Raw genomic sequence first — 25,450 nt, 5'->3', positions numbered from 1 at the left:
TGGCGCAGTGGCGACGGTGTTGGTGGCCGACGACGATCCGGACGTCCGGGACGTCGTGGTGTTCAAGCTGCAGCAGTCCGGACACGAGGTGCTCGTCGCCGAGGACGGCGGCGCGGCCCTGGACCTCGCGCGGAGCTCCCGGCCGGACCTCGCGGTGCTCGACGTGATGATGCCGCGCATGACCGGTCTGGACGTGTGCCGCGAGCTGCGCGCCGACCGGGCGACCGCCGGTATCCCCGTGATCCTGCTGACCGCCCGCGCCCAGGAGGGCGACATCGAGAGCGGGTTCGCCTGGGGCGCGGACGACTACCTGACCAAACCGTTCAGCCCGCGCGAGCTGGACAGTCGCGTCCGCGCCGTCCTCGCGCGGAGCAGGCGCTGATGCCACCACCGGTGGGCCCGGTCGTGGACCGTGGCGTGCTCGTGGGGGCGGTCGCCGGCCTGGTCGTGGTGCTGCTGGCCCTCGCCGTGGCTCTGCTGACCGGGCGCTGGTGGCGGCGGCGCACCGAGGCGCGGCGCGCCCGCCGGCTCGCGCCCGGCCGTCCCCTGCTGGTCGCTCTCGCGGCGGGTGACGGTGACGACGCGGTGCTCGACCGGTTGGCCACCCTGCCGCGGGCGCAGTGGCGGGCGCTGGAGCCGGTGGCGGTCTCGATGCTCGGCAAGCTCCGGGGCGGTGCCCGGGCGGCCATCGTGGCCCTGCTCGAGCGGCGGGGCACCGCGGTGCGCGCGCTGCACGACTCCCGACGCCGGCGGCCCACGGTCCGCGCCCGGGCGGCGCACCTGCTGGGCGTCGTGGGCGGCCCCGGGGCCACCGCGCGGCTGGTCGTCCTGCTCGCCGACCGCGATCCCGACGTGCGCGCGGTGGCCGCCCGCGCTCTGGGACGCCTCCGCGACCCGCTCGCCGCGCAGCCCCTCGTGCGGTGCCTCACGGGCCCTGGTCGTGCGCTGCCGCACCACGTGGTCATGCCGGCGCTCGCCCGCGTCGGGCCGCCGGCACGGTCGGCCCTGGTGGCGTCGGCGGACCACCCCGACCCCGCCGTGCGGGCCCGCGTCGCCGAGGCGCTGGGTCTGATCGGCGCGGTCGACGCGGCGCCGCGTCTGGTCCGCACCCTGCAGGAGGACCCCTCCGCGGAGGTCCGACTGCGGGCCGCGCGCGCCCTCGGGCGCCTCGGCACCCCCTCGGCGGTCGACCCCCTCCTCGCCGCCACCGCCGCGCACGAGCCGCCCGCGCTGCGCGCCACGGCGGCTCACGCATCGGGCGCGATCGGCGCCCGCCGCGCCGTTCCCGTCCTCGCCGCGCTCGTCGACGACCCGCAGCACTGGGTCGCCCACACCGCGGCGGCCGCGCTCGCCGCGATCGGGCCGGAAGGGGTGGCGGCCCTGCGCGACCTCGCCCACGCCGCGGACCGGCCCGGCGCCGCGGCCCACGCGCGCGAGGCCCTCGGGAAGGCCCCGGGGGTGGCGGCGTGACCGTCCTCGACCTCGTGTCGGTCCTCGTCGTGGCGGCGAACTGGTTCGTCCTGGCCTACTTCGTCGCCCTCAACACGAGCTATCTCGGGCTGATCGCGCTCGCCGTGCGGGAGTTCAGGCACCACCTGCGGCGGCGGTCCTGGGCCGAGCTCGACGACGCCTACGCCGACCCCCTCACCCTGGGGGTGTCGGTCGTCATGCCCGCGTACAACGAGGAGGCGACGATCGTCGAGAGCGTCCGGGCGATGCTCTCGCTGCAGCACCCCCGCTTCGAGGTGGTCGTCGTCGTGGACGGTTCGACCGACCGCACCTTCGAGGTGATGCAGCGGCACTTCGACCTCGTCGAGGTGCCCCGCGTGGTCCCGGACGACGTCCCGACGCGCGGGGTCGTGCGCTCGGTGCACGCCCCGCGGGCGGCCGTGCCGCTCGTGGTGGTGCACACCGAGAACGGCGGCAAGGCGTCGGCGAACAACGTCGGCATCAACGCCGCGCGCCACCCGCTGGTCTGCATGGTGGACGCGGACTGCGTCCTGGACCCCGACGCGCTGCTCGCGTTGGCGAGGCCCTTCGCCGACGACCCCGAGCACGTCGTGGCGGCGGGCGGGGTCGTCCGCGCGGTCAACGACAGCCCCGTCACCGCCGGGCGGGTCGCCGAGCTGCGCATGCCGCGCCGGTGGCTCGCGCGCGTCCAGGTCGTCGAGTACCTGCGGGCGTTCCTGCTCGGCCGGTCCGGGTGGTCGGCCGTGGGCGCCCTGGTCGTGATCTCCGGCGCGTTCGGGCTGTTCCGGCGGGACACGGTGGTCGAGGTCGGCGGGTTCGACCTGGACACCCTCGGCGAGGACGCGGAGCTGGTGGTCCGCCTGCACCGCCACCTGCGACGGGAGCGTCGCCGGTACCGGCTGGTCTTCCTCCCCGAGCCGGTGGCGTGGACGGAGGTGCCCGAGACCGTCCGCGTGCTCGGCCGGCAACGACGACGCTGGTCCCGGGGCCTGGTCCAGACGCTGTGGCGTCACCGGACGATGATCGGCAACCCCCGCTACGGCGCGGTCGGCGTGCTCGCCCTGCCGTTCTACGTCCTGTTCGAGCTGCTCGCCCCGGTCGTCGAGATCGGCGGCCTGGTCGCGCTGCTCCTCGGCCTCCTGCTGGGTGCGATCGACTGGACGTTCGCCGTCCTCTTCTTCCTCGTCGCCGTCGGCTACGGCGTCGTGCTGAGCCTGGTCGCGCTCGTCGTCGAGGAGTACTCGTTCCACCGCTACCGCGGCTGGCGCGACCTCGCGGCGGCGCTCGGGGCCACCGTCGTGGAGAACCTCGGCTACCGGCAGGTGACGGCCTGGTGGCGCCTGCGCGGGCTCGCCGACTCGCTGCTGCGGCGGCGGGCGCGGTGGGGACAGATGACCCGCAAGGGGTTCACCGCGACCCCGCACGCCACCGGCGCCGGTCCCGTCCCGGACACGGGCCCCGTCCTCGGACCCACGGAGGTCGCGGATGCCCGCTGAGGTGCTCGACCGCGACGCGCTGCTCGCCGCGTACCAGGTCGACGGCCCCCTCGACGAGCCCGACCTGCGGTCGGTCGCCGAGCTCGCGACCCACGTCTGCGCCGTCCCCTACGCGGTGGTCAACCTCATCAGCGAGCACTTCCAGCACCAGGTGGCCGCGGTCGGCATCACCCCGTCGGTCTGCGCCCGGGGGGACGCGATGTGCGCGGTGACCATCGGGGAGCCGGAACCGGTCGAGGTTCCCGACGCCCGTGACGACCCGCGGTTCGCGGCGAACCCGTTCGTCACCGGACGCCTCGGCCTGGTCCGTTTCTACGCCGCCAGCCAGCTCCGTTCGCCGTCCGGAGCGGTGCTGGGGACGCTGTGCGTGTTCGACGAGACCACCGGGGCGCTGACCGCCCCGCAGCGCCACGCCCTGGACCTGCTCGCCGGGCAGGCCGTCGCGGCCCTGGAGCTGCGCCGCGCGTACCGGGCGCTCACCGCCACGGTGCGGGACCTGGCGGATGCCCGTGTCGAGCTGGAGCGGTCCAACGGCCAGCTCGCCGCCTTCGCCGGCCAGGTCAGCCATGACCTGCGCAACCCGCTCGCCGGGGTCACCGGCTTCCTCGAGCTGCTCGCCGACCACCCCGCGGTCGCCGGCGAGACCACCGCGCGCCGCCACGTCGAGCGGGCGCTCGCGGCGGCCGGCCGCATGCGCGCGATGGTCGACGACCTGCTCGCCTACGCGCGGGTCGGCGGCACCCTGTCGACCGGGCGCGTCGACCTCGGTGTCCTGCTGCGCGAGGTCCTCGACGACGTCCCGCCCGGCACGTTCGACGCCGCGCGGCTCGACCTCGGGGTCCTGCCCACCGTGCGGGGGGACACGACGCAGCTGCGGGCGGTGCTCGCCAACGTCGTGGCCAACGCCGTCCGGTGCGCCCGCCCGGACCGTCCTCTCGTGCTGCGGACGCGCGCCCGTCCCGCCGGCGACCGGTGGATCGTGGAGATCGCCGACAACGGCATCGGCGTCCCTCCCGAGCGGCGCGAGGAGGCGTTCGAGCTCCTGCGCCAGGTGCACGAACCGGGCACGGTGGCCGGGGGCTCGGGCATCGGCCTCGCGACCTGCCGGCGCATCGTCTCCGCGCACGGCGGCTCGATCTCGCTCGACGACGGGCTCGACGGCGGCACCGCCGTCACGATCACCCTGCCGTCCGCGTGAGAGCGCCCGCGCTCGTCGTCGTGCTCCTGCTCGCGCTCTCTCCCGCGTGCGAGGCTGCGCCCGTGGACGGACCGGAGCGAGTGGGGTTCGTCGAGGAGTTCGACGGCCTCGACCCGCAGCGGTGGACCCGTGGTGACCACCGCCTCGGGCTCGGCCGCGTCGACCCGGCCAACGTGCGCGTCGCCTCCGGCCGGCTCGACCTCCTCGTGCGGGAGGGGAGCCTCGACGGTGCCGAGGTGGCGACGACCGGGGTGCTCCCGGCGGCGGGCGTCGCGACCGCGCGCCTCCGCGTGGCCGACGCCCCCGGCTCGTTGACCGGCTTCTTCCTCTACGCGCCGCCCGACCTCGCCCACGAGATCGACATCGAGATCCCCGGCGACCCGCGGGGGAGGGTCCTGTTCACGCTCCACCACGAGGGCCGGACGACCCACACCACCGAGCACGATCTCGGCTTCGACCCGACCGCCGACTTCCACGACTACGCCATCACCCGCGGCCCTGGTCGGGTCGCCTTCTCGGTCGACGAGCGCGTCCTGGTCTCGTGGGCCGACGGCGTCCCCGGGGAGGAGCTGCCCCTCTACGTGAACACCTGGTTCCCCGCGTGGCTCGGCGGCTCCGCCCCCGGTGCCGAGCGCGCGACGAGCGTCGAGCGGGTGTCGTTCGCGCCGTCCTAGCAACCTAGTCCGCACCTCGTCCGCCGGCGCCCGCGCGCACCGACACCATGCGCGCCACGGACGGCACGCCGCGGTCGTCGACGAGGAAGAGCATGTACGGGCCGGGCGGGGTGAGGGCGGGGTTCTCCGGCACGGTCACGGCCACGCCGCCGGGGGCGGGGGCGACGTCGAGGGCCACCGAGCGCATGTCGGTCGTGGTGACGTGGGTGGCCGTGGACGCCTTGATCAGCCGGGCGCCGCGGAGGTGCGCCGCGTCGGGCGTCGCGACGGTCGCGGTCCGGCCCCGCGCCAACGTCGGGGGTGCGTCGGCGATGGTCGGCCGGGCGCCCCGGTAGAGGTAGGGCGGGCTGTAGATCTCGATGCGCTGCTCGAAGGTGCCCGGGACCAGGTTCTGCTGGTCGTCGAACAGCGGGTCCGACCCCGCCGTGAGCACCCGGCCGTCGGGCAGCAGGAGCGCCTCGGTGTGGTAGTCGCGGCCGACGACGGGGTCGGCGGCGGGGGCGAGCTCGCCGGTGTCCGGGTGCAGCAGGCGGGCGAGGTGGTTGTTGCTCCCGCCCTTGCCCCGGTAGTCCCGCGAGCCGCCCGAGATCAGCAACGTGTCGTCGGGCAGGTCGACGAGGTTCGGATAGCGCACGCCCTCGGGCATCGTCGGGCCGGGCGTGAAGCGGGGCGCGGGGTCGTCGAGGTCGAGGTAGTCGATGCGCCCGGTGGACCGTGGGCTCTCGCCGACACCGCCGCCCCCGACGACGGCGAGGCGCTGGTCCTGCACCGGGCCGACCCAGGCCGAGCCGGCCGTCTCGAGCAGGTCGGGGTCGCGCAGGCCGGGGATCGGGGTGAACCCGCCGCGGTCGAGGTCCCACAGGCCCGGCTCACGGCCGCGGTCGGCGGGCCCGTAGCCCGCGTTCGCCCCGGTGTAGACCATGCGCCCGGCCTGCGCGGTCTCGAACACCGCGGGGTAGGTCGGGAAGTAGTGCTGGAGGTCCTTGCGCTCGGTCCACGTGGTCGTCGCCGGATCGAAGATCTCGGTCTGGCCGTCGAGCACCTCGCCCACGCCGTCCAGCCCGGCCATCGTCAGCACGCGGCCGTCGGCCATCGGGGTCAGCGTCGGGTACCAGCGGGCGAAGGCCATGTCGGGCACCCGCGACCACGTCTCGGTCACCGGGTCGAACGTGTAGGCCTGGTCCGTGCCCTGGTAGTCCTGCTTGCGCAGCGTCATGGCCTGGCCCTGGCCGTACACGTTGCGCGCCTGCTCGGGCGGCAGCCCCTCGACCTGGTACTGCGCTGGGGTCTCGGTCACCGCGGCCGGCCCCGGGTCCACGGCCTCGACGAACACCTGCTCCTCGGCCGCCGTCACGACCGTGCGCCGGCCCTGTCCGCTCTTCGCCGCGGGCGCCAGGGACACGTCGCGGGTGGAGCGGTAGCGCACGCCGGCGGGGGAGACGAACACCGTGCCGGCCGGCAGGACGCGCGGCGCGTCCGGGTCCTCGTTCTTGACCACCATCGCCCCGCCGGCGTTGGTCACCGCGCCGTCGAGCTTCTCGTAGCGCTGCGTGCCCCCGGCGACGAGCAGCCGCCCGTCGGGCAGCGTCGTCTGCCCCCCGCAGAACATGTCGTCGGGCACCGGGATCATCCGGGTCGACCCCGTGGCCGGGTCGTAGAGCAGGCTCTTGAGCGCCCGCGTCGCGAACATGTCCTCCTTGTTGCCCGACCCGGCGATCAGCAGGATCCTGCCCGAGGACAGGAGCGCGGCGTGGATCGCGTTGACCCGATCGGGCTCGGGCACGTCGACCACGTCCCAGTGCCCGTACCGCCGCACGTACTCCGGACTGTCGATCAGCTGCTCGTGCCGCCACGCGCTGATGTACGACCACGCCGGCGGGACGTTGACGCCCAGCAGGACGATCGCCGCGGCGACGACGAGGACGATCTGGCGGACGCGTCGGGTGGGCGACGAGCGCACCGGGCAGGGCTCCCAGCGATCGGCGACAGCGGGTCGGCGGCGACGTTAGCCCAGCTCAGCGGCCCCACCGTGCCCGCCCCGATCCGTCCCGTCCCGTCCCGCCCCGTCCCGCCCCGTCCCGCACCGCCCGCTTCGTCCCGTGACGAGGGTCTGGAGGGGGCGGGCTGCGGGGTGCTACCGCCTCCCGCGAGGGCCCGCGCCGCGATCACCCCCTCCGAGGAAAGGGTCGCCACGCGCCGTGATGATCAGGCACCTGTCCGAATGATTGTGCCGAGCGACCGCTCGGCCGACAGTGAAGCGGCCATGAACAGGGGGATCGAGGCGGATCCGGAGGGGGCGGGCCCCCGCGGGGCGGGACGCCGGCCGGGGGTGGTCGCGCGGGTACCGACGACGGAGCGCGACGACGGGGCGTTCCTCCGCGAGCGCGACGACGCGGTCGCGGTCCTGCGGCAGCTGATCGCCGGGTTGCGGGTCGGCCGGGGCGGCACAGTGGTGATCACGGGCGCCGCGGGTGTGGGACGGTCGGCGCTCCTGCGGGAGGCCCGGCGCACGGCCACGAGCCTCGACGTCGTCGAGGCCCGTGGCCACGTGGAGGAGTCCGCGGTGCCCCACGGGCTCGTCCGCGCCGCGTTCGCGGCGGGGTGCTGCGACCCCCTCGCGCCGGCCGCCCCGGAGAGCGACGCCGCCGAGGTCGCCCTCCGACAGCGATGGCGCGCCCTCGTCGAACGCCGTGCGGCGACCGGACCCGTGCTGGTCCTGATCGACGACCTGCACCTGGCCGACCCCGGGTCGACACGGTTGCTCGTCTCGCTGGCGCGCCACCTCCACGACGTCCCGCTGGGACTCGTGCTGACCACCCGTCCCCGGCCGGAGCCGACCGCGGGTCCGCTCGGTCGGCTCGTCGCCGACGGGGCGGCCACGCTGGTCGAGCTGGCTCCGCTCGGCCGCTCGTCGTCCTCCGCGCTCGTGGCGGACCTCCTCGGGCAGGAGGCCGACGACGAGACCGACGAGCGGGTCTGGCGCCGGGCCCGGGGCCACCCGCTCTACATCGAGCACCTGGTCGGCTCACCCCGGCCCGATCGTCCGGACCGCCTGGGCGCGTCGCTCGGGACGCTTCCCCCGCCGGTCCTCGACCAGGCCCGGGCGGCCGCGGTCCTGGGCGTGGAGTTCCGCCCGGTGCTGCTCGCGGCGCTGACCGGCGTGCCGGGACCCGCCGTCGCGAGCGCCGTCGACGTCCTCGTCGCGCACGGCCTGGCCGTCGAGAGCGGTCCGGGGAGGCTCGCCTTCACCGCGCCGCTGGTGCGGGACGCGCTCTACGACCGGCTCAGCCCGGCCCTGCGATCCCTCCACCACGAGCGGGCCCTCCGGGTGCTGGCCTCGCTCGGCGAGCACGCTGCCGCGGTCCGGCACGCGCTGGCGGCCGGGCTCGCCGGCGACGTCGAGGCGGTGGCCACCGCGACCGCCGCCGGGGAGGCGGACCTCGCCGCGGGCGACGTCGGCGGCGCGTTCGCCCACTTCCGGGCGGCCGTCGACCTCGCCGGCGCGCGGGTCGACGCCCCGACGCTGCTGCGCTGCGCCGAGGCGGCACTGGCCCTCGGGCGACCCGCACAGGCGGCCGACGTCGCGGCCGCCGCCCTGGCCCGACCGGGACTGACCGGCGAGCCGCGCCTGCGGGTCCGACGCCTGCAGGTCCGGGCGCTCGCCCTGGCCGGGGACCTCGCCGCCGCGGAGCGGGCGGCCACCGCGGCGGTCACCGACGCGCGGGTCGAGGCGCCGGCCGCGCTCGCCGGAGCGGTCGTCGAGATGCTCCACCCCACGTGGCAGATGCTCGGACCCGGCCCGACGTTGGCGCGCCTGCGCGAGATCGACGTGCCCGGGCCCTGGCCGGCGGACCTGGTCGCCCTGGACTGCCTCGCCGCCCACCTCGCGGAGCTCGACCCCGACGCCGTCGACCGGCTGCTCGTGCGCGTGCTCCCCGACGCGGTGCCGCCCGACGAGCCGCCCGACGGGAGCGACGCCGCGGTCGACCGGTTCTCCCCCTTCGACCCCGAGCTGTGCCTGGTCGCGATCGCCCGGATGACCGACCGCCACGAGACCGCCGACCGCGTCCTGGACCGGGCCGTCGGGGTCGCCGAGAGCGGCGGACGGCTCCACGCGCGGCTCGCGTTGCAGCTCTCGATCGTCGACGCGTCGCTGCGACGGGGGCGGCTCACCGACGCCCGCCGGGTCCTCGACGAACTCGTGCGCCCGGCCGAGGCCGTACCGCTGCTGGCGGAGTCGGTGGCGGTCGCCGAGGCGGTCCTGCTGATCGTCATGGGTGACGTCGAGCGGGCCGAGGGCGTGGTCGCGGCGACGACCGCGGTCACGTGGCAGTCCGAGCTGTGGCTGGCCTTCCTGCGCGCTCGACTGGCCTCCGCCCGCGGCGACGTGGAGCAGGCCGCGGCCGCCTACCTGGCGACGGAGCAGCTCGCCGACCGGTACGGCGTGACCGATCCGGCCTGCGTGCCGTGGGCACCGCCCGCCGTCGCGGCCCACCTCGCGGCGGAGGCGCTCGACGACGCGCTCCGGGTCCGCGACGCCCTGACCCGCCGGGCCGCGCGGTCGACCGCGCCCTGGGTGCGGATGGTCACCGCGGCGAGCCGGGCAGCCGTCGCCGCGGCCACCGGGGACGACGACGCGGCCGCGGGCGCGTTCGCCGAGGCGCTCACGATCGACGTCGTCCAGATCGTCGATCGCGCCCAGGTCCTGCTGGACCACGGGAGGTGGCGGCGCCACCGCGGGGAGCTGCGCCCGGCCCGGGAGGCGCTCGCCGAGGCGCTGGCGCTCGCGGAGGCGGCGGGCGCCCGGCCGCTCGCGCGTGCGGCGGCCGACGAGCTGCGGGTGGCCGGCGGACGTCGGCGGCGACGGGGCGCCACCGCGGTCCTCACGCCCCAGCAGGAGCGGATCCGGGCGCTGGCCGCGGCCGGTCTGACCACCCGCGAGATGGCGACGACCCTCTACCTGTCGCCGAAGACCGTGGAGAGCCACCTCACCCGCGTCTACCAGGTGCTGGGCGTCCGGTCGAAGCGCGCCCTCGCCCGCGCCGTCCCGGTGGACGAGCACGGGTCGGACCCACACGGCTGATCGTTGAGCATCGGGGGGTTCCCCCGATGCTCGGGGCCGCGCCGTCCGGTGATGTCGTCGTATGGGTCTTCTGGCCGAATCGACTCGACCGCTCATCCGCGACCTCGGTGCGCTCGAGGTCGACACCGGACGCGAGGTCGTCCGGCTCGCGGCCCCTCGGCTCGCGGCGACCCTGTCCCGCCTCGTCGTGGAGAACGGGCGGCGGGTCGGCGCGGACGCGCTCATCGACGCCGTCTGGGGCGAGGACTCCCGACAGGACCACCGGCGGGCCCTCGAGGCCCAGGTCTGGCGTCTGCGGCAGGTCCTCGAGGTCGGCCGGGACGCCGGCCGGCCCCCGCGGATCCTGGTGCACGACCACGGCGGTTACCGCCTCGCGACCGGGGAGTGCGAGCTGGAGTCGGACCGGTTCGCGGCGCAGGTCGAGCAGGTCGGGTCCCTGCTTCGCGCGGGCCGGGCCGCGGAGGCCCTCGCGCTCGCGGAGGCGACCGCGGCCCTCTGGCGCGGTGACCCCTACCCCGGGATCTCCGACCGTGACTGGGCCCGGCCCGCGAGGGTCCGCCTGGACGAGCTGTACGGACGGCTGCGGCTGCAGCTCGTCGACGGCCTGCTGGCGACCGGTCAGGCCGAACGGGCCCTGGTGGAGCTCAAGCCGGTGCTGGCCGGATCCCCGCTGACCGAGAGGCCCTGGGAGCAGGCGATCGTCGCCGCGTACCGCTGCGGGCGCATCGACGAGGCCCTGGGCATCTACGCGACCGTGCGGGCCCTGTTCGCCGACGAGATGGGCCTCGTCCCCGGACCCGCGCTCGTCGAGCTGCACCGACGGGTGCTCGTCCGCGATCCCGACCTCCTCACCCTCCCCGGACCGTCCGCGCCTCCGCCGGAGGTGTCGCGGGGCCCGGGGGGTGTCGCGGTGTGCGGACACCGGCTCCGCGGACACGCACCCGGAACCGCGGCCCTGCCTCGGACGCGACGTCGAGCTCGAGCAGCTCGGTGTTCTCCTCGACGCCCTGCGTCCCGCCGGAGGGCTCGTGACCGTGTGCGGGCCCCCCGGGGTCGGCCGGTCGCACCTCGCACGATCGGCTGCCGCGCGCGTGGCGGCTCGCTTCCCCGGTGGGGTGCGCCTGCTCGACCTCGCCGGCACCGCCCCCGACACGACCGCCCCCGACACGACCGCCCCCCACACGACCGCCCCCGACACGACCGCTCCCGTCACGACCGGCACGGACGACGCGGACACCCGCCGCCGGGTCGAGGCCGCGATGGCGGCCGGACCCTCGGGACGCAGCCTCGTCCTCGTCGACCATGCGGAGCCTGTCCTGGACGTCGTCGCGGAGGTGCTCGACGAGGCGCTCACCCGGGAGCGGCACGGCCCGCCGACCGCGCGACCGGCGGTGCTGGCGGTGAGCAGGGAGCCGCTCGGGGTGACCGGCGAGCGGCTGTCCTGGCTCTCGCCGCTGCCGGTCCGCCCCGGGAACCCGGGCGCGCGGCCGGCCGCCGCGGTGCTGCTCGCCGACCGCCTCGCCCGCGTCGTCCCCGAGCAGCACCTCGACGAGGAGCGCTGGGGCGTGGTCGAGCAGGTCGCCGCAGCGCTCGACGGGCTGCCGCTGGCCCTCGAGCTGGCGGCGGCCCGGGCGCGGTCGTACACCCTGGAGGAGATCCTCGTCCAGGTCCGTGCCGACGCGGCCTCGCTCGCCCCCGTCGGGCGCGGTCCGCACCGTCCGCGGCACTCGCTGCACGAGGCGGTCGACGCCGGGGTGCGCCTGCTCGACCCCCGGTGCCGGGCCCTGCACGCGGTCCTCGCCGTGGTGTCCGGCCCGTTCCCCGCCGAGCTCGCGGCCGCCCTGCTCGACGCCCCCCGGGGAGAGGTCGCCCAGCTGCTGGGCCAGCTGGTCCACTGCTCGCTGCTGTCCGTGCTGCGCAGCGGCGACGGCGCCCGGGACTCCTCCTTCGTGCAGCTCACGGCGGTGCGCGCCCACGCCGCACGGGCTCTCGACCCGGCCGTGGCCGCGCAGGCCCGGGCCCGGCGCGACGCCTGGCTCGCGGACCCACGGGCCGCTCACGGCACACACACGGACGCCCGGCCCCGCAGCGAGGGTCGGGCGTGAGCTCCCCGTGGGGGCGACCGGGTCCCCTGTGGTCGTCGCCGGTGACCGCACGGCCGGCGGACCGAGAGCGAGTGCGGCCGACACATCACCGTCCCCGCCCGGACGAGCGAGACCCACCGAGCAGGGACGCGAGCGAGCACGAGGAGAGGGATCGGATGTCCGAGACGACGTACGAGTCCAAGGACCAGCTGCAGGTCGCCCTGGCCCGTCGGGCCCAGGCCGACCCGGCCTTCAAGGAGGAGCTGCTGCGCGACCCGCGGGGGGCCGTGGCCAAGGAGGCCGGCCGCGAGCTGCCGGCCGACCTCGAGGTCCACGTGCTGGAGGACACCGCCAGCGAGGTCTACCTGGTCCTGCCGGCGCTGCCGGCGGAGAGCGGGCGTCTCTCCGACGCCGAGCTCGCCGGGGTCGCCGGCGGCTCCGGCAAGAGCCACCACACCGACTGCGCGAGCTGGGTCCCCACCACCTGCACCGCCGGGAGCATCGTCGGCGACTGCTGACCGACGGCCCGTCCCCGGGGCCGCCGTCGGGCGGCCCCGGGCCCCTTCTCCGGAGGAGACCCGCATGCCGAACCACGAGTCCAGGCAGCACCTGGAGCTCGCGCTCGCCCGTCGCGCGCAGGCCGACCCCGCGTTCCGGGAGGAGCTGCGTCGCGATCCCCGCAGCGCCGTGGCCCGGGAGGCCGGCGCCGACCTGCCCGAGGGGCTCACCGTGCACGTCCGGCAGGACACCGCCGCCGAGCTCCACCTGGTCCTGCCCGCGATGCCCCCCGACGAGGGTCGGCTGTCCGAGACCGACCTCGCCGGCCTGCGCGGCGGAGCGGCCCAGCGTGCCGACTGCCAGTGGATGCCCTACGCCACGGGCCGGCCGGCCACCTCCTGAGCCGGCCCCCCTCGCGACGACACGGAGGTGACCCCGGCATGTCCTCCCCCCGTCCTCCGGACCTCACCCCGGCGGCACCCGAGCGTGTCCCGGAGTCCGAGAGGGTCGACCGGCCCGTCGTGGTCGTCCCCGGTCGCACCGTCCTGGCCCTCCTCGCCCTCGCGCTGCTCGCCGGCGGGATCGTGCTGTGGGCGGCGACCGCGGTGGTGGACCGCAGCGTCGTCGTCCCCGGGCTCGCGGTGGTCGGCGGCTCGGTGATCGGCCTCGAGAGCCCGGTCCCGGGCCGGCTCGCGACCGCTCGTCCCGCGGCGGGCACCGTCGTGCGGTCCGGTCAGACCGTCGCCGTCGTCGAGTCGGTCACCGCCGGCGTCCTGCCGCTGACGGCCCCGGTCGACGCGGTCGTGCTCGACGCGCCGCTGGACGTCGGGGACCCCGTCGAGGCGGGGGAGCGCGTGCTGGTCCTCGAGCGGACGAACGGTGCGACGGTGGTGCGCGCCTTCGTCGCCCCGGACGACGCCGCCCGGATCGGGCCCGGGACGCGGGCGGTCGTGTCGTTCCCGGACCGCGGGCCGGTCGACGCGCTCGTCGACGCGGTCGGGTCGTTGCCCGTGGAGACCGAGCAGGCCGCGCAGTCACTGGGCGGTCCCGCCCTCGGCGCCATCGTGGCGCCCCGAGACGGGCTCACCCCCGTGCGCCTGCGCCCGGCGCCCGGTGCCGCCTTCCCGACCCCACGGGCGGGCACCGTGGCCGATCGCCTCACCGAGGTGCGCCTGATCGTCGAGAGCCGTCACCCCCTCGAGTACGTGATCCAGGGATGATCAGCATGTTCAGGCGGCGGTTGCGGCCCGTCCTGCAGATGGAGGCCGCCGAGTGCGGCGCGGCCGCGCTCGCGATGGTCCTCGACCACCTCGGTGCGCCGGTCGCCCTCTCACGGCTGCGCGCCGACTGCGGCGTCTCCCGCGACGGCGTCAACGCCCTGAACATCGTGCGCGCCGCCCGCGCCCACGGGATGGAGGCCGAGGGCCGCCGGGCCCGGGTCGAGGAGCTCGCCGGCATCTGCCGCGCGGCCGGACCGGTGATCGTGTACTGGGAGCAGAACCACTTCCTCGTCGTGGAACGCTTCACCCGCCGCTCGGTGCTGCTCGCCGATCCCGCGGTCGGACCGCGACACGTCTCCCGCCGGGAGTTCGCCGAGAGCTACAGCGGGATCGTCCTGACGTTCTCCCGCCGCGCCGGCTCGGCGGGACCCGTCCGTCACGCGCCCCGGCAGGCGACGGTGCTGCCCGGTCTCCTGCGGGGCACCGCGCCGGCCGTCGCGACCGTGGTCGCCGCGGGGGTCCTCGGGACCGTCCCGATCATCGTCGGTGCGCTGCTGGCCTCCCTGTTCGTCGATCAGGTGGTGGGCGGGCGGGACCTCCTGTGGAGCGGGATCGTCCTGGTCGGCGCCGTGGCCGTCGTCGTCCTGCAGGTCGGGCTGACCCTGCTGGGGCAACGGATGCTCGTGCGCCTCGCCACGGTCGTGACGATCCGGTCGACGGCGGGTTTCCTCCGTCACCTGCTGGCCCTGCCGTCGGCCTTCTTCGACGCCCGTTCCCGTGGGGCACTGGTGAGCCGGGTCTCGCTGAACGGTTCGCTCGCCACCCTCGTGACCGGGCAGCTCGCCGCCGGGGGCATCGGGCTGGTGTCGATGGTGGTCTACGCGGCGGTGCTGCTGTGGTGGAACCCGGTCCTCGGCGCCGCGGCCGTGGGGCTCGCCTCGCTCAACGCCCTCGTCCTCGCCCGCACCGCCCGGCGTCGCCGCGCGCTCAACCAGGACCTGCAGATGGCGACGACCGCCCTCGACGGCTTCACCTACACGGGCCTCGACCTGCGGGACGACCTCCGGGCCACGGGCAGCGAGGACGAGTACTTCGGCCGCTGGGCGGGCCGCCTGGCCCGGGTGATCAACACCCAGCAGCGTCTCGGGACCGCCTCCCAGCCGCTGGTGATCGCCCCGGCGGTGCTCGCGATGCTGAACACGGTCGCCGTGCTCGCCCTCGGGGGCGCCCTCGTCCTCGCGGACCGCGCGAGCATCGGCGAGCTCGTGGCCGTCCAGGTGCTGGCGGGGTTCTTCTTCGCGCCCGTGGGCCAGCTGGTGGCGGCCGGCGGGCAGATCCAGAACGCACGGGCCTGGACCCAGCAGCTGCTCGACGTGCTCGACGAGGCTCCGGAGCGCGCCGCGCCGGTCACCGGCGACGGTGCACGCCCGCGTCGCACCGGGCCGACGACCACCCGCGCGCGGTTGCGCGGGCACGTCGCCCTGCAGGACGTCACGTTCGGCTACTCGCGGCTCGAACCGCCGTTGCTCGAGGACTTCCGCCTGGAGGTCGCGCCGGGGCGGCGGGTCGCCCTGGTGGGGCCGTCGGGCGCCGGGAAGTCGACGGTGGCGGACCTGCTCACCGGGCTCGTGTCGCCCTGGTCGGGGCAGGTGCTCCTCGACGGGGTCCCCCGCCAGGAGGTCGACCTCGATCTCCTGCACGCCTCGCTCGCGCGTGTCGACCAGTCCGTCGCGCTGTTCAGCGGCTCCGTCGCGGAGAACATCACCCTCTTCGACCCCTCGATCCCGGCCGCCGACATCACCCGCGCCGCGCGGGACGCCTGCCTGGCGGAGGAGATCGAGGCGCGCCTCGGGGGGTTCGGGGCCGCGGTGCACGAAGGCGGACGCAACTTCTCGGGAGGTCAGCGTCAGCGCCTCGACATCGCCCGGGCCCTCGCGGGGAACCCCTCGGTCCTCGTGCTCGACGAGGCCACCAGCGCCCTCGACGCGACGACCGAGAGCCGCATCGACGCCCACCTGCGCCGCCGCGCCTGCACCTGCGTGATCGTGGCGCACCGCCTGTCCACCATCCGCGACGCCGACGAGATCGTCGTGCTCGACCGGGGGCGGGTCGTCCAGCGCGGGGTCCACGACGACCTCCTCGCCGAGGAGGGGCTCTACCGGGAGCTGGTCGGCCGTGGCTGAACCGGCGACGTCAGGCTCCCGGTCCGCGCCGCGGGGTGAGACCCGGCGGGTGGGGGCGAACACGCCCGTCGCGGTCGACGACGGGCTGCTGCGCGTGGTCGTCCAGGGCGCGCTCGACCTGTTCCTGGAGGACGTCGGCGATGCGCTCGACGGCCGCCGCCACCACCTCGTCACCCCGCCGGCCGGCACGATGCTCTACGTCCCGGCGGGTGCGGTGCCGGCCGGGTGGCGGCTCGTCGGCCTCGGTCTTCCCGACACCGAGATCGTCGAGCTCGCCGCGCCGCCGGACGATCCCGGAGAGCTCCTCGCCGTCCTCGCCGCGGGGTCCGCGGCGCCGGACGGCGCCGGCGTCTCGCGGCGCGCGACGTGGCGTGACGCGCTCGACCGCCGGATCGCCGCCCTGGCCCGGGACGTGGACCGCGAGGGCCGGCGGCTGCGGCGGGCCCCGCGCGAGCAGCGCGACCGCCTGCGCGACGTGCTCGACGGCCTGCGCGGCGTCGTCGACGGCACCCGGCCGGATGCGGCCCACGGGGGCGCGGAGCAGCTGGAGCTGACGCTCGACGCGCTCGACCGCCACCTGGACGACGCGCCCGACGGCGCCGGGGCGGCGCGCGGCGCGCCGGGGGAGACGGGTGGCCGTGCCGGGGTCCTCGACGCCGACGCGGTGATCGCCCGCATCCGGGCCCGCGGGCGGCGCTGGCGGGTCGTCAGCCTGGACCCGCAGTGGTGGCGACGATCCGGGGCGCCGATGCTCGGCACCGCGGACGGCGGCCGCGTGCCGGTGGCCCTGCTCCCGCGCCGGGAGGGCTACGACGTCCTCGACCCCTCGACGGGGCGGACGGCGCGGGTCGACCGGGAGGCCGCCGCGCGGATCGCGCCGGTCGCCCTCGTCGTCCACCCCCGCCTCCCCGACCACGTCTGGGCCGGGACGCTGCTGCGGGCGGCGCTGCGGCGTACCCGGGGCGACCTGGTGCGGGTGGCCGCGTGGGGCGTGCTCGCGGGTCTGGTCACGCTGGTGACGCCCGCCGCGGTCGCTCTGGTGTTCGACAGCGTCCTCCCCGCCCGGTCACCGTCGCTGTTGGCGGCGGTGGCGGCGCTGCTGGTCGGGGCCGCGGCGGTCTGGGCCGCGGTGGCGGTGGTCCGGGGGGTGGCCGGGGTGCGGCTGACGGCCCGGCTGTCCGACCTGCTCGACCCGGCCCTGACGGATCGTTGGCTGCGGCTGCCCAGCGAGTTCTTCCGCCGCTACGACACCGGTGACCTCGCCGCCCGTGCGGCCGGCCTCCAGGTGCTCCGCCAGCAGATCGCCGGCGGGGGACTCGACGCGCTGGTGGTGGTGCTGTCCTCCCTGGTGAACCTCGTCGTGCTCTACGTCTACTCACCGGAGCTGGGGCTCGGGGCGACCGTCCTCGTCGCGGTCGCGGCGGTGGTCCTGCTGCGGCTCACACGGCGCGTGGTGGCGCACCAGTCCGCGAGCTACACCGTCGCCGGGGAGCTCTCCTCCCTCCTGTTCCAGTCCCTCGCCGCGATCGACAAGGTCCAGGTCGCGGGAGCGACCGACCGGGTGACCGAGCGGTGGGCCCGGGGGTTCCGCCGCCAGGAGCAGCACGTCCTGGCGGCCGGGCGGCTGCAGGCGCTCGTGTCGGCGCTCGTGGTGGCCGGTCCCGCCGTGCTCGCCCTGCTGCTCTACGCCGTCACCGCGGCGACCCTGGTCGGCCGCATCTCGGCCGGCGAGTTCCTGGCGGTCTCGGCTGCGGTCGGGCAGTTCGCGGGGGCGCTCGCGGCCTCGGCCTCGACCCTGACCCCGCTGCTCTCGGTCCTCCCGCTGTGGCAGCGGTTGCGGCCGCTGCTCGCCGAACCCGTCGAGCCGGTCGGATCGGAGCCCCCGGGCGTGCTCGGCGGCCGCATCTCGCTGCGCGCGGTGTCCTTCCGCTACCGGGGCTCGGGTGCGACCAGCGGTACGGCGCGCCCCTCCGCGTCGTGGGACCCGCCGACCCCCGACGACGCGACGGCACCGCCCGAGCCGCCGCCGGAGGGCGACGAGCGCGGCCGCGGCCCCGTGCTCGACGGGGTGGATCTCGACATCGCCCCGGGGGAGTTCGTGGCCGTCACCGGTCCGTCGGGCTCCGGCAAGAGCACGCTGCTGCGCCTGGTGCTGGGCCTCGAGCGGCCCGACACCGGTGTCGTCCGCTACGACGGCACCGACCTGACCGCCCTGGACCAGGCGGAGGTCCGCCGCCAGATCGGGGTGGTCGTCCAGGGGGCCCGGCCGATGCCCGGCTCGATCCTCACCACGGTGCTGGGCACCTCCCGCGGCGAGGACGGCGAGCAGCGGGCCTGGGCCGCGCTGGAGGCCGCGTCGCTCGCCGACGACGTGCGCCGCATGCCGATGGGTCTGCGCACCGTGGTGGGGGAGGGGGGCACGACCTTCTCCGGCGGACAGGTGCAGCGGCTCATGATCGCCCGCGCGCTCGCCCGGCGGCCGCGGATCGTCGTGCTCGACGAGGCCACGAGCGCCCTGGACGACCTCACCCAGGCGCGCGTCTCGGCGCACCTCGACGGCCTCGACGTCACCCGCGTGGTCGTGGCGCACCGCCTGAGCACGATCCGCCACGCCGACCGCATCGTCGTGCTCGACGCCGGCCGGATCGTCCAGACCGGCACCTACGACGAGCTCGTCGCCGTCGACGGCGTGTTCCGTCACCTCGTCGAGCGCCAGTCCACCGACGCCCTCCCCACCCTCACCGCACCCGCTCCGGAGGACCGGCGATGACCCTGGCCGACCCGCTCCCCACCGCGACGGCAGGCCGCACCGCCGCGATCGTCGCCCGCGCCCTGCTGCTGCGCGAGCGCGCCCACCACGTCGCCCTCCCCACCCCCGCCGAGGTCGTCGACGCCCGGACCCACGCCTGGGCGCAGCACGTCGCCGGACGGGACGCGGGCCCGGCCGGCGACGTCGTCGGGTCGGCGGGGGCGGTGGACCGGCCCACCCTCGTCGGCCGGCTGGCCGAGCAGGGTCTGTCCCGCGGCGACGCGGCCCGCTGCGTGCTCGACGTGGATCCCGCGCACGTCGCGCCCGCGACCTGGCCGGACTGGGCCGTCCTCCTCGACGAGGTGCTGAGCCGACCCGCGCGTGCGGCGCCGGTGCCCGCCCGGGCGCGGGCGATCCCGTTCGTCGAGCTGCTCGTGCCGTTCGCGGCGACCTTGTCGGCCGCGCTGGCCGACCGGCCGGTCCTGGCGCCCGGGGCGGTCGAGGACCTCGTGGTCGATCTCCTGGGACAGCTCTCCGGGTGGGCCGGGCGGGCCCTGTACGAGGAGTTCGCCCTCGTCCGCGGAGGGACACCCCTGCCCTTCCTCGCCGGGGCGGGAGCAGGCCGGGCGCGCTACGACCGCTTCGTCGCCTCGATGCTCGACGGCGGATTCGTCCGGCTGCTCGAGCGGCTGCCGGTCCTGGCCCGGGCCCTGGCCCAGGTCACGCTCGGGGCACGGGACAACGCCCTCGACCTCGCGTGCCACGCCGAGACCGACGGCCCGGAGCTCGCCGCACTGCTCGGGCGACCCGGGGCGCCCGGGCGCGTCGAGGCCGTGGACCTCACCGACGGCGACCCGCACCGGGGTGGCCGGCGGGTCGTCGTGGTGCGCTTCTCCGACGGGCTCCGCGCGGTGCACAAGCCCCGGTCCGTGGCCCTGGAGGCGGCGCTGCAGGACGTGGTGCGCGCGATGGCCGCGGCCGGGGCCCCGGCGACGCCGGCCGTGCTGCGGATCCTCGACCGCGGTGAGCACGGGTGGGTGGAGTTCGTCGAGCACCGGCCGTGCGAGGGGCCGGACGCGTCCGGTCGCTACGGGCGGGAGGCGGGCGCGCTGCTGTGCGTGGCCCACCTGCTCGACCTGGTCGATGGTCACCACGAGAACGTCATCGCCGACGGGGCGTCGCCCGTCCTGGTCGACGCGGAGGCCCTCCTGCACCACCGGGTCCCCGAGGAGCTCCCGTCCTCGACCGCCTCGGCGGTCGACTCCGCCTGGCTCGCACACAGCCGCTCGCCCGCGCGCACCACGCTGCTCCCGACCTGGCAGCTCGACCTCGACGGGGAGTCCGCGTTCGACATCGGCGGGTTCTCCGGCGACGGCGCCGCCCGGACCGACGGCTCCCGGCTGCGGTGGCGGGCGCCCAACACCGACGCCATGGCCCTCGTGCCCGGACCGTCACGGGGCCGCCCGACGCACAACCTGCCCCGGCGCGCGGACGGCACCACGATGACGCCGGACCCCGGCGAGCTCCTCGCCGGGTTCGCCGCGACCTACCGGTTCCTGCTCGCGCACCGCGAGGATCTCCTCGGCCCGACCGGCCCGTTGGCCGCGCTCCGCGGCGCGCACACCCGCATCATCGTGCGACCCACCGAGATCTACGGCCGGGTCCTCGGGCTGCTCTCCCGTTCCTCGCGCCGCCTGGCCGACGGCGTCGACGCCGGCCTGGTGGCCGAGGTCCTGGCGCGGCCCCAGCTCGCCATGTTCACGCGCCCCCTGCCGGGCCCGGTGCTCGAGAGCGAGCGGCGGGCGCTCGCGCGGCTGGACGTCCCGGTGTTCTCCGCGCCCGTCGACGGCACCACGCTGTGCGGCGAGGACGGCCTGGAGGTGCCCGGCTGGTTCCCGCGGTCGAGCTGGGACCTGCTCACCGAGCGCGTGGCCGCGATGTCCGAGGCCGCGCTGGGGGACCACCTCGACTTCCTCCTGGCCGCCCTGTCGGCGGGATCGGCGCGGGTGCGCGCCCGCGACGGCGAGGAGGAGAGCGGGAGCCCGACCCCGTCCTGCGCTCCCACCGCCGACCCCGGAGAACTGGACACCCTCGGTGAGGCGACCGCCCTGGTCGAGACCCTCCTCCGGGACGCCGTGCACGGCGCCGACGGCACGATCACCTGGGTCGCCCCCCAGCTGCTCGGGCGCAGCGGGCGCCTCCAGCTGGGCCCGCTCGGGCCCGGTCTCTACGACGGCGCGGCCGGGCTCGCGGTCTTCCTGGCCGCCCACCACCGGGTGACCGGCGACGACCGCTCGGCCGTCGCGGCGGCCGGCTGCTGGGCCACCGTCCGCGAGCAGCTCGCCCACGTCCCCGCCGGCCGGCGGATCGAGGGCCTGGGCGCCGGACTCGGGGACGGCGTGGGCTCGCTGCTCTACGCGGGGGTCCTCGTGGCGGATCTCCTCGGCGAGGACCTCCCGCGGCGCGACGCCGTCGCCCTGGCGGGCGACCTCTCCGAGGACGAGCTCGCCGACCTCCGCGCGCACGACCTGCTCGGGGGAACCGCCGGGTTGCTCACGGGGCTCCTGGTCCTGCACCGGCGCCGGGAGGACCCCCACGTCCGGCGCCTCGCCGAGGCCTGCGGACGGCGCCTGCTCGAGGAGCGGCGGGCCGGCGCCGGGACGGGTTGGGGCTGGTCGGCCCCGGACCGCCGGCTGCTCACGGGCTACAGCCACGGGGCCGCCGGCGTGGTGCACGCCCTGGCGCGCCTGCACCGGCTCTCGGGGACGGAGGCGCTCGCGGGAGCGCTCGCGGAGGCGGTCGAGCGCGGGCTCGCCCACGAACGCGCCCTCTTCGACCCCGAGCGCGCCAACTGGCCCGACCTGCGCGACCACGGCGAGGAGGCGACGGCGCCGCGGCCCTTCGGGGTCGCGTGGTGCCACGGTGCGCCCGGCATCGGGCTGGGCCGCCTCGCGCTCCTGGAGATCGGGGGGCCGGGAGCCGCCGACCCCGCCCTGCTCGCCGGGGAGGTCGACGCGGCCCTGAGAACCACCCGACGCCGGCTCTCGAGCGAGGGGCACGGCGCCGAGGTCCTCCTGTGCTGCGGGACCGCGGGTCGCGCGGAGCTGCTGCTCGAGGTCGGGCGCCACCGCGGGCGGGCGGACCTCGTCGCGGAGGGCCGGGCCGCGATGGCCGGGGCCGTCGCCCGCTCCCGCCGCCACGGTCACCGGTTCAGCCGCACGCTCCCGCCCGGCAGCGCGATCCCCGGCCTGTTCACCGGCGCGGCCGGCTTCGGTTACCAGCTGCTGCGCACGGCCCGGCCCGACCTCGTGCCCCGCCTGCTCACCTTCGAGCTCCCGTGACCGGCCGGGCCGGCCCGTCCCGTGACGCAGGTCGTCAGAAGACGCCGTCGCGGTGGTAGTCGGCGGCCACCAGCGTGCCGTCCGGATCGAACGACAGCACCCACACGCTGCCCTTGCGGCACGGCGGGTCGGCGAGGTCGCGGTCCGACGCCGGCGTCTCCGGCGCCGCCTTGGCCAGCGCGCGCACGAGGTGCGGGATGCCGTCGCCCTGCGCGCAGGCCGCAGCGGTCACCGCGCCGCCCGCGAGCCGCGCGAGCGTCGCGAGCGCCGGCGCGTCGTCGCGCTCCACGGCGCCGTCGCCGAGCTCGGGGGCGTCCTCGACCCGCAGGCCCGCCGCCGCGGCGTAGGGCGCGAGCGTCTCCCGGCACCGGGTCTTGGGCACGGCGTACAGCGCGCCCACCCCGAAGCGGGCGAGCAGGTGCGCGAGCTGCTGCGCCTGCACCCGCCCCTCGTCGACCAGCGGACGCTCGCTGTCGGGCCCTGCCCACTCCGTCCGCTTGCCGGCGAGCGCGTGGCGCACGAGCAGCACGGTGCGCAGGTCCGGCGGGTGGGCGGTGAACGCGTCGAGCACGGCGCGGTCCGACGCGTACGACAGCAGTGCGGCGGCGTCCGCGGGCGCCAGCCACCGCAGCTCGTCGGTCTCCTCGCCCGGCGTGAAGCGGCCCTCGCCGGCCCGCGCCGCCCAGAAGTCGACGACCTTCTCGTCGCCGCCCACCGGGTAGCGCACCGTGTGCAGGTGCCGGCCCAGCACGGCGGCGAACCCCGTCTCCTCGGCCAGCTCGCGTACGGCGGCGTCGACCCGCGACTCGCCGGGGTCGACCTTGCCCTTGGGCAGGCTCCAGTCCCCGTGGTGCGGGCGGTGCACCACGGCCACCTCGGCCGCGTCCCCCGCCGGGCGCCACAGCACGGCCCCGGCCGCGTGGACGGTGGCCATCTCGTTCGGAATCCGCTCCGCTGCGTCTCGCGCGCTCACCGGCCGCCCGTCACTCCGCCTCACGGCGCCGCAGCAGCTGGACCTGGTGGTCGCACACCGCCATGCCGTCGTGGCCCTCGCCGGAGGCGACCGGCCAGGGATCCCAGGAGCCGTCGGGCTGCAGCACCCAGCAGCGCGTCGACGGGGCCGTCGAGGAGTCCATGATGCGGTCCAGTTGCGCGGTCAGGCGCGGGTCGGTGACGGGGACGAGCGCCTCGACCCGACGGTCGAGGTTGCGGTGCATCATGTCGGCGCTGCCGATCCAGTGCTCGTCGGCCCCCACGAAGTGGAAGATCCGCGAGTGCTCGAGGAACCGGCCGAGGATCGAGCGCACCCGGATGTTCTCCGAGAGGCCCGGCACCCCCGCCCGCAGCGAGCACAGCCCGCGCACCACGAGGTCGACGGGCACCCCGGCCGCCGAGGCCCGGTAGAGCGCGTCGATCACCTGCTCGTCGACCAGGCCGTTGACCTTGATGCGGATGCCCGAGGTCTCGCCGCGCTCGGCCCGCTCGCGCTCGCCGTCGATGCGCTCGACGATGCCGCGACGCAGGCCGTACGGCGCCACCAGCAGCTTGCGGTACGCGCGGCGCCGCGCGTAGCCGGTGAGCACGTTGAACAGGTCGGTGAGGTCGGCGGCGACGGTCTCGTCGGCGGTGAAGACGCCGATGTCCTCGTAGAGCCGCGCGGTCTTGGGGTTGTAGTTGCCGGTGCCCAGGTGGCAGTACCGCTTGATGGTCTGCCCCTCCTGGCGCACGACGAGCACGGCCTTGCAGTGGGTCTTGAGCCCGACGAGGCCGTAGACGACGTGCACGCCCGCGCGTTCCAGCGCCCGCGCCCAGCCGATGTTGGCGCGCTCGTCGAACCGGGCCTTGATCTCCACGACGGCCACGACCTGCTTGCCGGCCTCGGCCGCGTCGATGAGGGACTCGACGATCGGGGAGTCGCCCGAGGTGCGGTAGAGCGTCTGCTTGATCGCCAGCACCTTGGGGTCCGCCGCGGCCTGCTCGATGAAGCGGTGGACGCTGGTGGAGAACGAGTCGTAGGGGTGGTGCACGAGCACGTCGCCCTCGCGCAGGGTGGCGAACACGCTCTTCGGCGTCTCGCCCTCGCTGAACGCGGGGTGGGTGGCCGGCACGAACACCGGGTCCTTGAGGTCGGGGCGCGACAGGCTCTGCAGCTCCATGAGCGCCGAGAGATCCAGCAGGCCCGGCACCTGCACGACGTCGTGCGGGTCCACGTCGAGCTCGCGCAGCAGCAGCTCGAGCATGTGCTCGCTCATCGAGTCGGTGATCTCCAGGCGCACCGGTGGCCCGAAGCGCCGCCGGGCGAGCTCGCGCTCGAGGGCCTGCAGCAGGTCCTCGTCGCGGTCCTCCTCGACCTCGAGGTCGGCGTTGCGCGTCACGCGGAACACGTGGTGCTCGACGACGTCCATGCCCTCGAAGAGCTGGTCGAGGTTCTCGGCGATGAGGTCCTCGATGGGCAGGAACCACGCCTCGCGGTCGGTGCCGGCGCCGTCCTCGCTGGACGGGTCGCGCCCGACGCGCACCAGCCGGGGCACGTTGTTGGGCACCTTGACCCGCGCGAAGTGCTCGGTGCCCGTCTGCGGGTCGTGCACGGCCACGGCGAGGTTGAGCGACTGGTTGGAGATGTAGGGGAAGGGGTGCGCCGGGTCCACGGCCAGCGGCGTGAGCACCGGGAACACCTGGCGGGCGAACCACTCGGACAGGCGCGGCCGCGCCTCCTCGGTGACCTGCGACCAGTCGATGAGGTGGATGCCCGCGTCCTCGAGCGCCGGGGCGACCTCGTCGAGGAACACCCGCGCGTGCTTGTGCGCGAGCTCCTGGGTGCGGGCGGAGATCCGGGCGAGCTGCTCGCGCGGGGTCAGGCCGTCGGCGCCGCGCACGGCCAGACCGGCCTGGTCGCGGCGCTTCAGGCCCGCCACCCGCACCATGTAGAACTCGTCGAGGTTCGACGCGAAGATCGACAGGAACTTGGCCCGCTCGAGCAGCGGCTGGCTGGGGTCCTCGGCCAGCGCCAGCACGCGCGCGTTGAACTCCAGCCACGACAGCTCGCGGCTGTCGTAGCGGTCCGCGGGCAGGTCCGCGGCCGACGCCGGGCTCGCGGTCGGGGCGGCCGGGGCCCCGGGAGTGCGGCCCCGGGTGCCGCGGGACGGCTCGTCGGCGGCGGCGGGGGGAAGGGGTCCGGCCAACCCGGCCCCGTCGCGACGTCCGCCCCCGCTGCCCGCGCGACGGGTCGCCGTCCCGGCCTCGGAGGGACCCTCGACGGTCTCGGCGGCGAAGTCGTCGACGAAGTCGTCGACGGCGGGCGCGTCGGCCCCGTCGGCCGGCCCGGACGCGGGGGAGGACACAGAGCGGCTCACGCCCTCCGATGGTGCCCGAGGCCCGGCGGCGCCGCGAGGCACCGACGATCCGGCCCACGGTCCGCGTCGGAGGCGTTCACCGCCCGGACACCGGTCGCTCG

Annotated in this window: 16 protein-coding genes and 1 pseudogene; 14 read left to right on the top strand and 3 right to left on the bottom strand. The window is 76.5% G+C overall.

From position 1 onward, the window contains the following. Window positions 1–7: 7 nt before the first annotated feature. Genes C8D89_RS02220 through C8D89_RS02200 form a run of 5 tightly spaced genes read left to right on the top strand, consistent with a single transcriptional unit; the run spans window position 8 to window position 4,838 of the window. On the top strand, window positions 8–382 hold the full coding sequence (locus tag C8D89_RS02220; protein ID WP_116706404.1) for a response regulator transcription factor: 375 nt from the start codon (window positions 8–10) through the stop codon (window positions 380–382). Then, complete coding sequence (locus tag C8D89_RS02215) at window positions 382–1,470, top strand: HEAT repeat domain-containing protein (RefSeq protein WP_116706403.1); 1,089 nt, start codon at window positions 382–384, stop codon at window positions 1,468–1,470. The genes C8D89_RS02220 and C8D89_RS02215 overlap by 1 nt, the downstream gene beginning before the upstream one ends. Further along, complete coding sequence (locus tag C8D89_RS02210; RefSeq protein ID WP_207786994.1) at window positions 1,467–2,966, top strand: glycosyltransferase family 2 protein; 1,500 nt, start codon at window positions 1,467–1,469, stop codon at window positions 2,964–2,966. Before C8D89_RS02215 ends, C8D89_RS02210 begins: the two co-directional genes overlap by 4 nt. Next, the gene (locus C8D89_RS02205; protein WP_116706402.1) at window positions 2,956–4,164 is read left to right on the top strand and encodes a sensor histidine kinase; all 1,209 of its coding nucleotides are present in this window, start codon (window positions 2,956–2,958) and stop codon (window positions 4,162–4,164) included. Before C8D89_RS02210 ends, C8D89_RS02205 begins: the two co-directional genes overlap by 11 nt. Continuing rightward, a complete protein-coding gene (locus C8D89_RS02200; protein WP_116706401.1) occupies window positions 4,161–4,838 on the top strand; it encodes a glycoside hydrolase family 16 protein in 678 nt (225 codons plus the stop codon). The genes C8D89_RS02205 and C8D89_RS02200 overlap by 4 nt, the downstream gene beginning before the upstream one ends. A gap of 4 nt (window positions 4,839–4,842) precedes the next feature. On the opposite strand, the gene glxA is transcribed toward C8D89_RS02200, so the two are convergent. Continuing rightward, entirely contained in the window at window positions 4,843–6,798 is a 1,956-nt protein-coding gene (gene glxA, locus C8D89_RS02195; protein WP_116706400.1) for a radical copper oxidase GlxA, read from the bottom strand. Between the two features lie 303 nt (window positions 6,799–7,101). On the opposite strand from glxA, the gene C8D89_RS02190 reads away from it, so the two are divergent. From C8D89_RS02190 to lanM, 9 genes and pseudogenes are all read left to right on the top strand, one after another. Next, window positions 7,102–9,921, top strand: a complete 2,820-nt coding sequence (locus C8D89_RS02190) for a helix-turn-helix transcriptional regulator (protein ID WP_165825505.1) — start codon at window positions 7,102–7,104, stop codon at window positions 9,919–9,921. 61 nt (window positions 9,922–9,982) lie between these two features. Then, window positions 9,983–10,738 (top strand): annotated as a pseudogene (locus C8D89_RS31045) (AfsR/SARP family transcriptional regulator); the annotation flags it as partial. 274 nt (window positions 10,739–11,012) lie between these two features. Next, window positions 11,013–12,026: a hypothetical protein gene (locus C8D89_RS30070; RefSeq protein ID WP_165825504.1), complete on the top strand. Its 1,014-nt coding sequence runs from the start codon at window positions 11,013–11,015 to the stop codon at window positions 12,024–12,026. Window positions 12,027–12,181: 155 nt separating this feature from the next. Beyond that, complete coding sequence (locus tag C8D89_RS30065) at window positions 12,182–12,523, top strand: NHLP leader peptide family RiPP precursor (protein ID WP_116706871.1); 342 nt, start codon at window positions 12,182–12,184, stop codon at window positions 12,521–12,523. Window positions 12,524–12,587: 64 nt separating this feature from the next. Beyond that, on the top strand, window positions 12,588–12,905 hold the full coding sequence (locus C8D89_RS02165; protein WP_116706396.1) for an NHLP leader peptide family RiPP precursor: 318 nt from the start codon (window positions 12,588–12,590) through the stop codon (window positions 12,903–12,905). A gap of 38 nt (window positions 12,906–12,943) precedes the next feature. Further along, a complete protein-coding gene (locus tag C8D89_RS02160; RefSeq protein ID WP_116706395.1) occupies window positions 12,944–13,723 on the top strand; it encodes a biotin/lipoyl attachment domain-containing protein in 780 nt (259 codons plus the stop codon). Between the two features lie 5 nt (window positions 13,724–13,728). Beyond that, entirely contained in the window at window positions 13,729–15,906 is a 2,178-nt protein-coding gene (locus C8D89_RS30670; protein WP_165825503.1) for a cysteine peptidase family C39 domain-containing protein, read from the top strand. 49 nt (window positions 15,907–15,955) lie between these two features. Beyond that, window positions 15,956–18,676 carry an ATP-binding cassette domain-containing protein gene (locus tag C8D89_RS30050; protein WP_133251793.1) on the top strand — a complete coding sequence of 907 codons (2,721 nt, stop codon included), beginning with the start codon at window positions 15,956–15,958 and terminating at the stop codon, window positions 18,674–18,676. Then, entirely contained in the window at window positions 18,673–21,996 is a 3,324-nt protein-coding gene (gene lanM / locus C8D89_RS02145) for a type 2 lanthipeptide synthetase LanM (protein ID WP_116706392.1), read from the top strand. Before C8D89_RS30050 ends, lanM begins: the two co-directional genes overlap by 4 nt. A 34-nt stretch (window positions 21,997–22,030) precedes the next feature. Here lanM and C8D89_RS30665 read toward each other — a convergent pair whose 3' ends face one another. Together C8D89_RS30665 and C8D89_RS02135 are read right to left on the bottom strand one after the other, a co-directional pair. Then, the gene (locus C8D89_RS30665; protein ID WP_116706391.1) at window positions 22,031–22,930 is read right to left on the bottom strand and encodes an NUDIX hydrolase; all 900 of its coding nucleotides are present in this window, start codon (window positions 22,928–22,930) and stop codon (window positions 22,031–22,033) included. Window positions 22,931–22,979: 49 nt separating this feature from the next. After that, window positions 22,980–25,349, bottom strand: a complete 2,370-nt coding sequence (locus C8D89_RS02135; RefSeq protein ID WP_423716624.1) for an RNA degradosome polyphosphate kinase — start codon at window positions 25,347–25,349, stop codon at window positions 22,980–22,982. Window positions 25,350–25,450 lie beyond the last annotated feature (101 nt).

Origin of the sequence: Actinomycetospora cinnamomea, from assembly GCF_003096675.1 — a bacterium.
GTDB lineage: Bacteria > Actinomycetota > Actinomycetes > Mycobacteriales > Pseudonocardiaceae > Actinomycetospora > Actinomycetospora cinnamomea.
This window is presented reverse-complemented; position numbering and strand designations above follow the sequence as displayed.

Coding starts and splice junctions, on each gene's coding strand:
- C8D89_RS02215 (WP_116706403.1), top strand. CDS start 382: ATGCCACCACCGGTGGGCCCGGTCGTGGACCGTGGCGTGCTCGTGGGG.
- C8D89_RS02205 (WP_116706402.1), top strand. CDS start 2,956: ATGCCCGCTGAGGTGCTCGACCGCGACGCGCTGCTCGCCGCGTACCAG.
- C8D89_RS02190 (WP_165825505.1), top strand. CDS start 7,102: ATGAACAGGGGGATCGAGGCGGATCCGGAGGGGGCGGGCCCCCGCGGG.
- C8D89_RS30065 (WP_116706871.1), top strand. CDS start 12,182: ATGTCCGAGACGACGTACGAGTCCAAGGACCAGCTGCAGGTCGCCCTG.
- C8D89_RS02165 (WP_116706396.1), top strand. CDS start 12,588: ATGCCGAACCACGAGTCCAGGCAGCACCTGGAGCTCGCGCTCGCCCGT.
- C8D89_RS02160 (WP_116706395.1), top strand. CDS start 12,944: ATGTCCTCCCCCCGTCCTCCGGACCTCACCCCGGCGGCACCCGAGCGT.
- C8D89_RS30670 (WP_165825503.1), top strand. CDS start 13,729: ATGTTCAGGCGGCGGTTGCGGCCCGTCCTGCAGATGGAGGCCGCCGAG.
- lanM (WP_116706392.1), top strand. CDS start 18,673: ATGACCCTGGCCGACCCGCTCCCCACCGCGACGGCAGGCCGCACCGCC.
- C8D89_RS30665 (WP_116706391.1), bottom strand. CDS start 22,930: ATGGCCACCGTCCACGCGGCCGGGGCCGTGCTGTGGCGCCCGGCGGGG.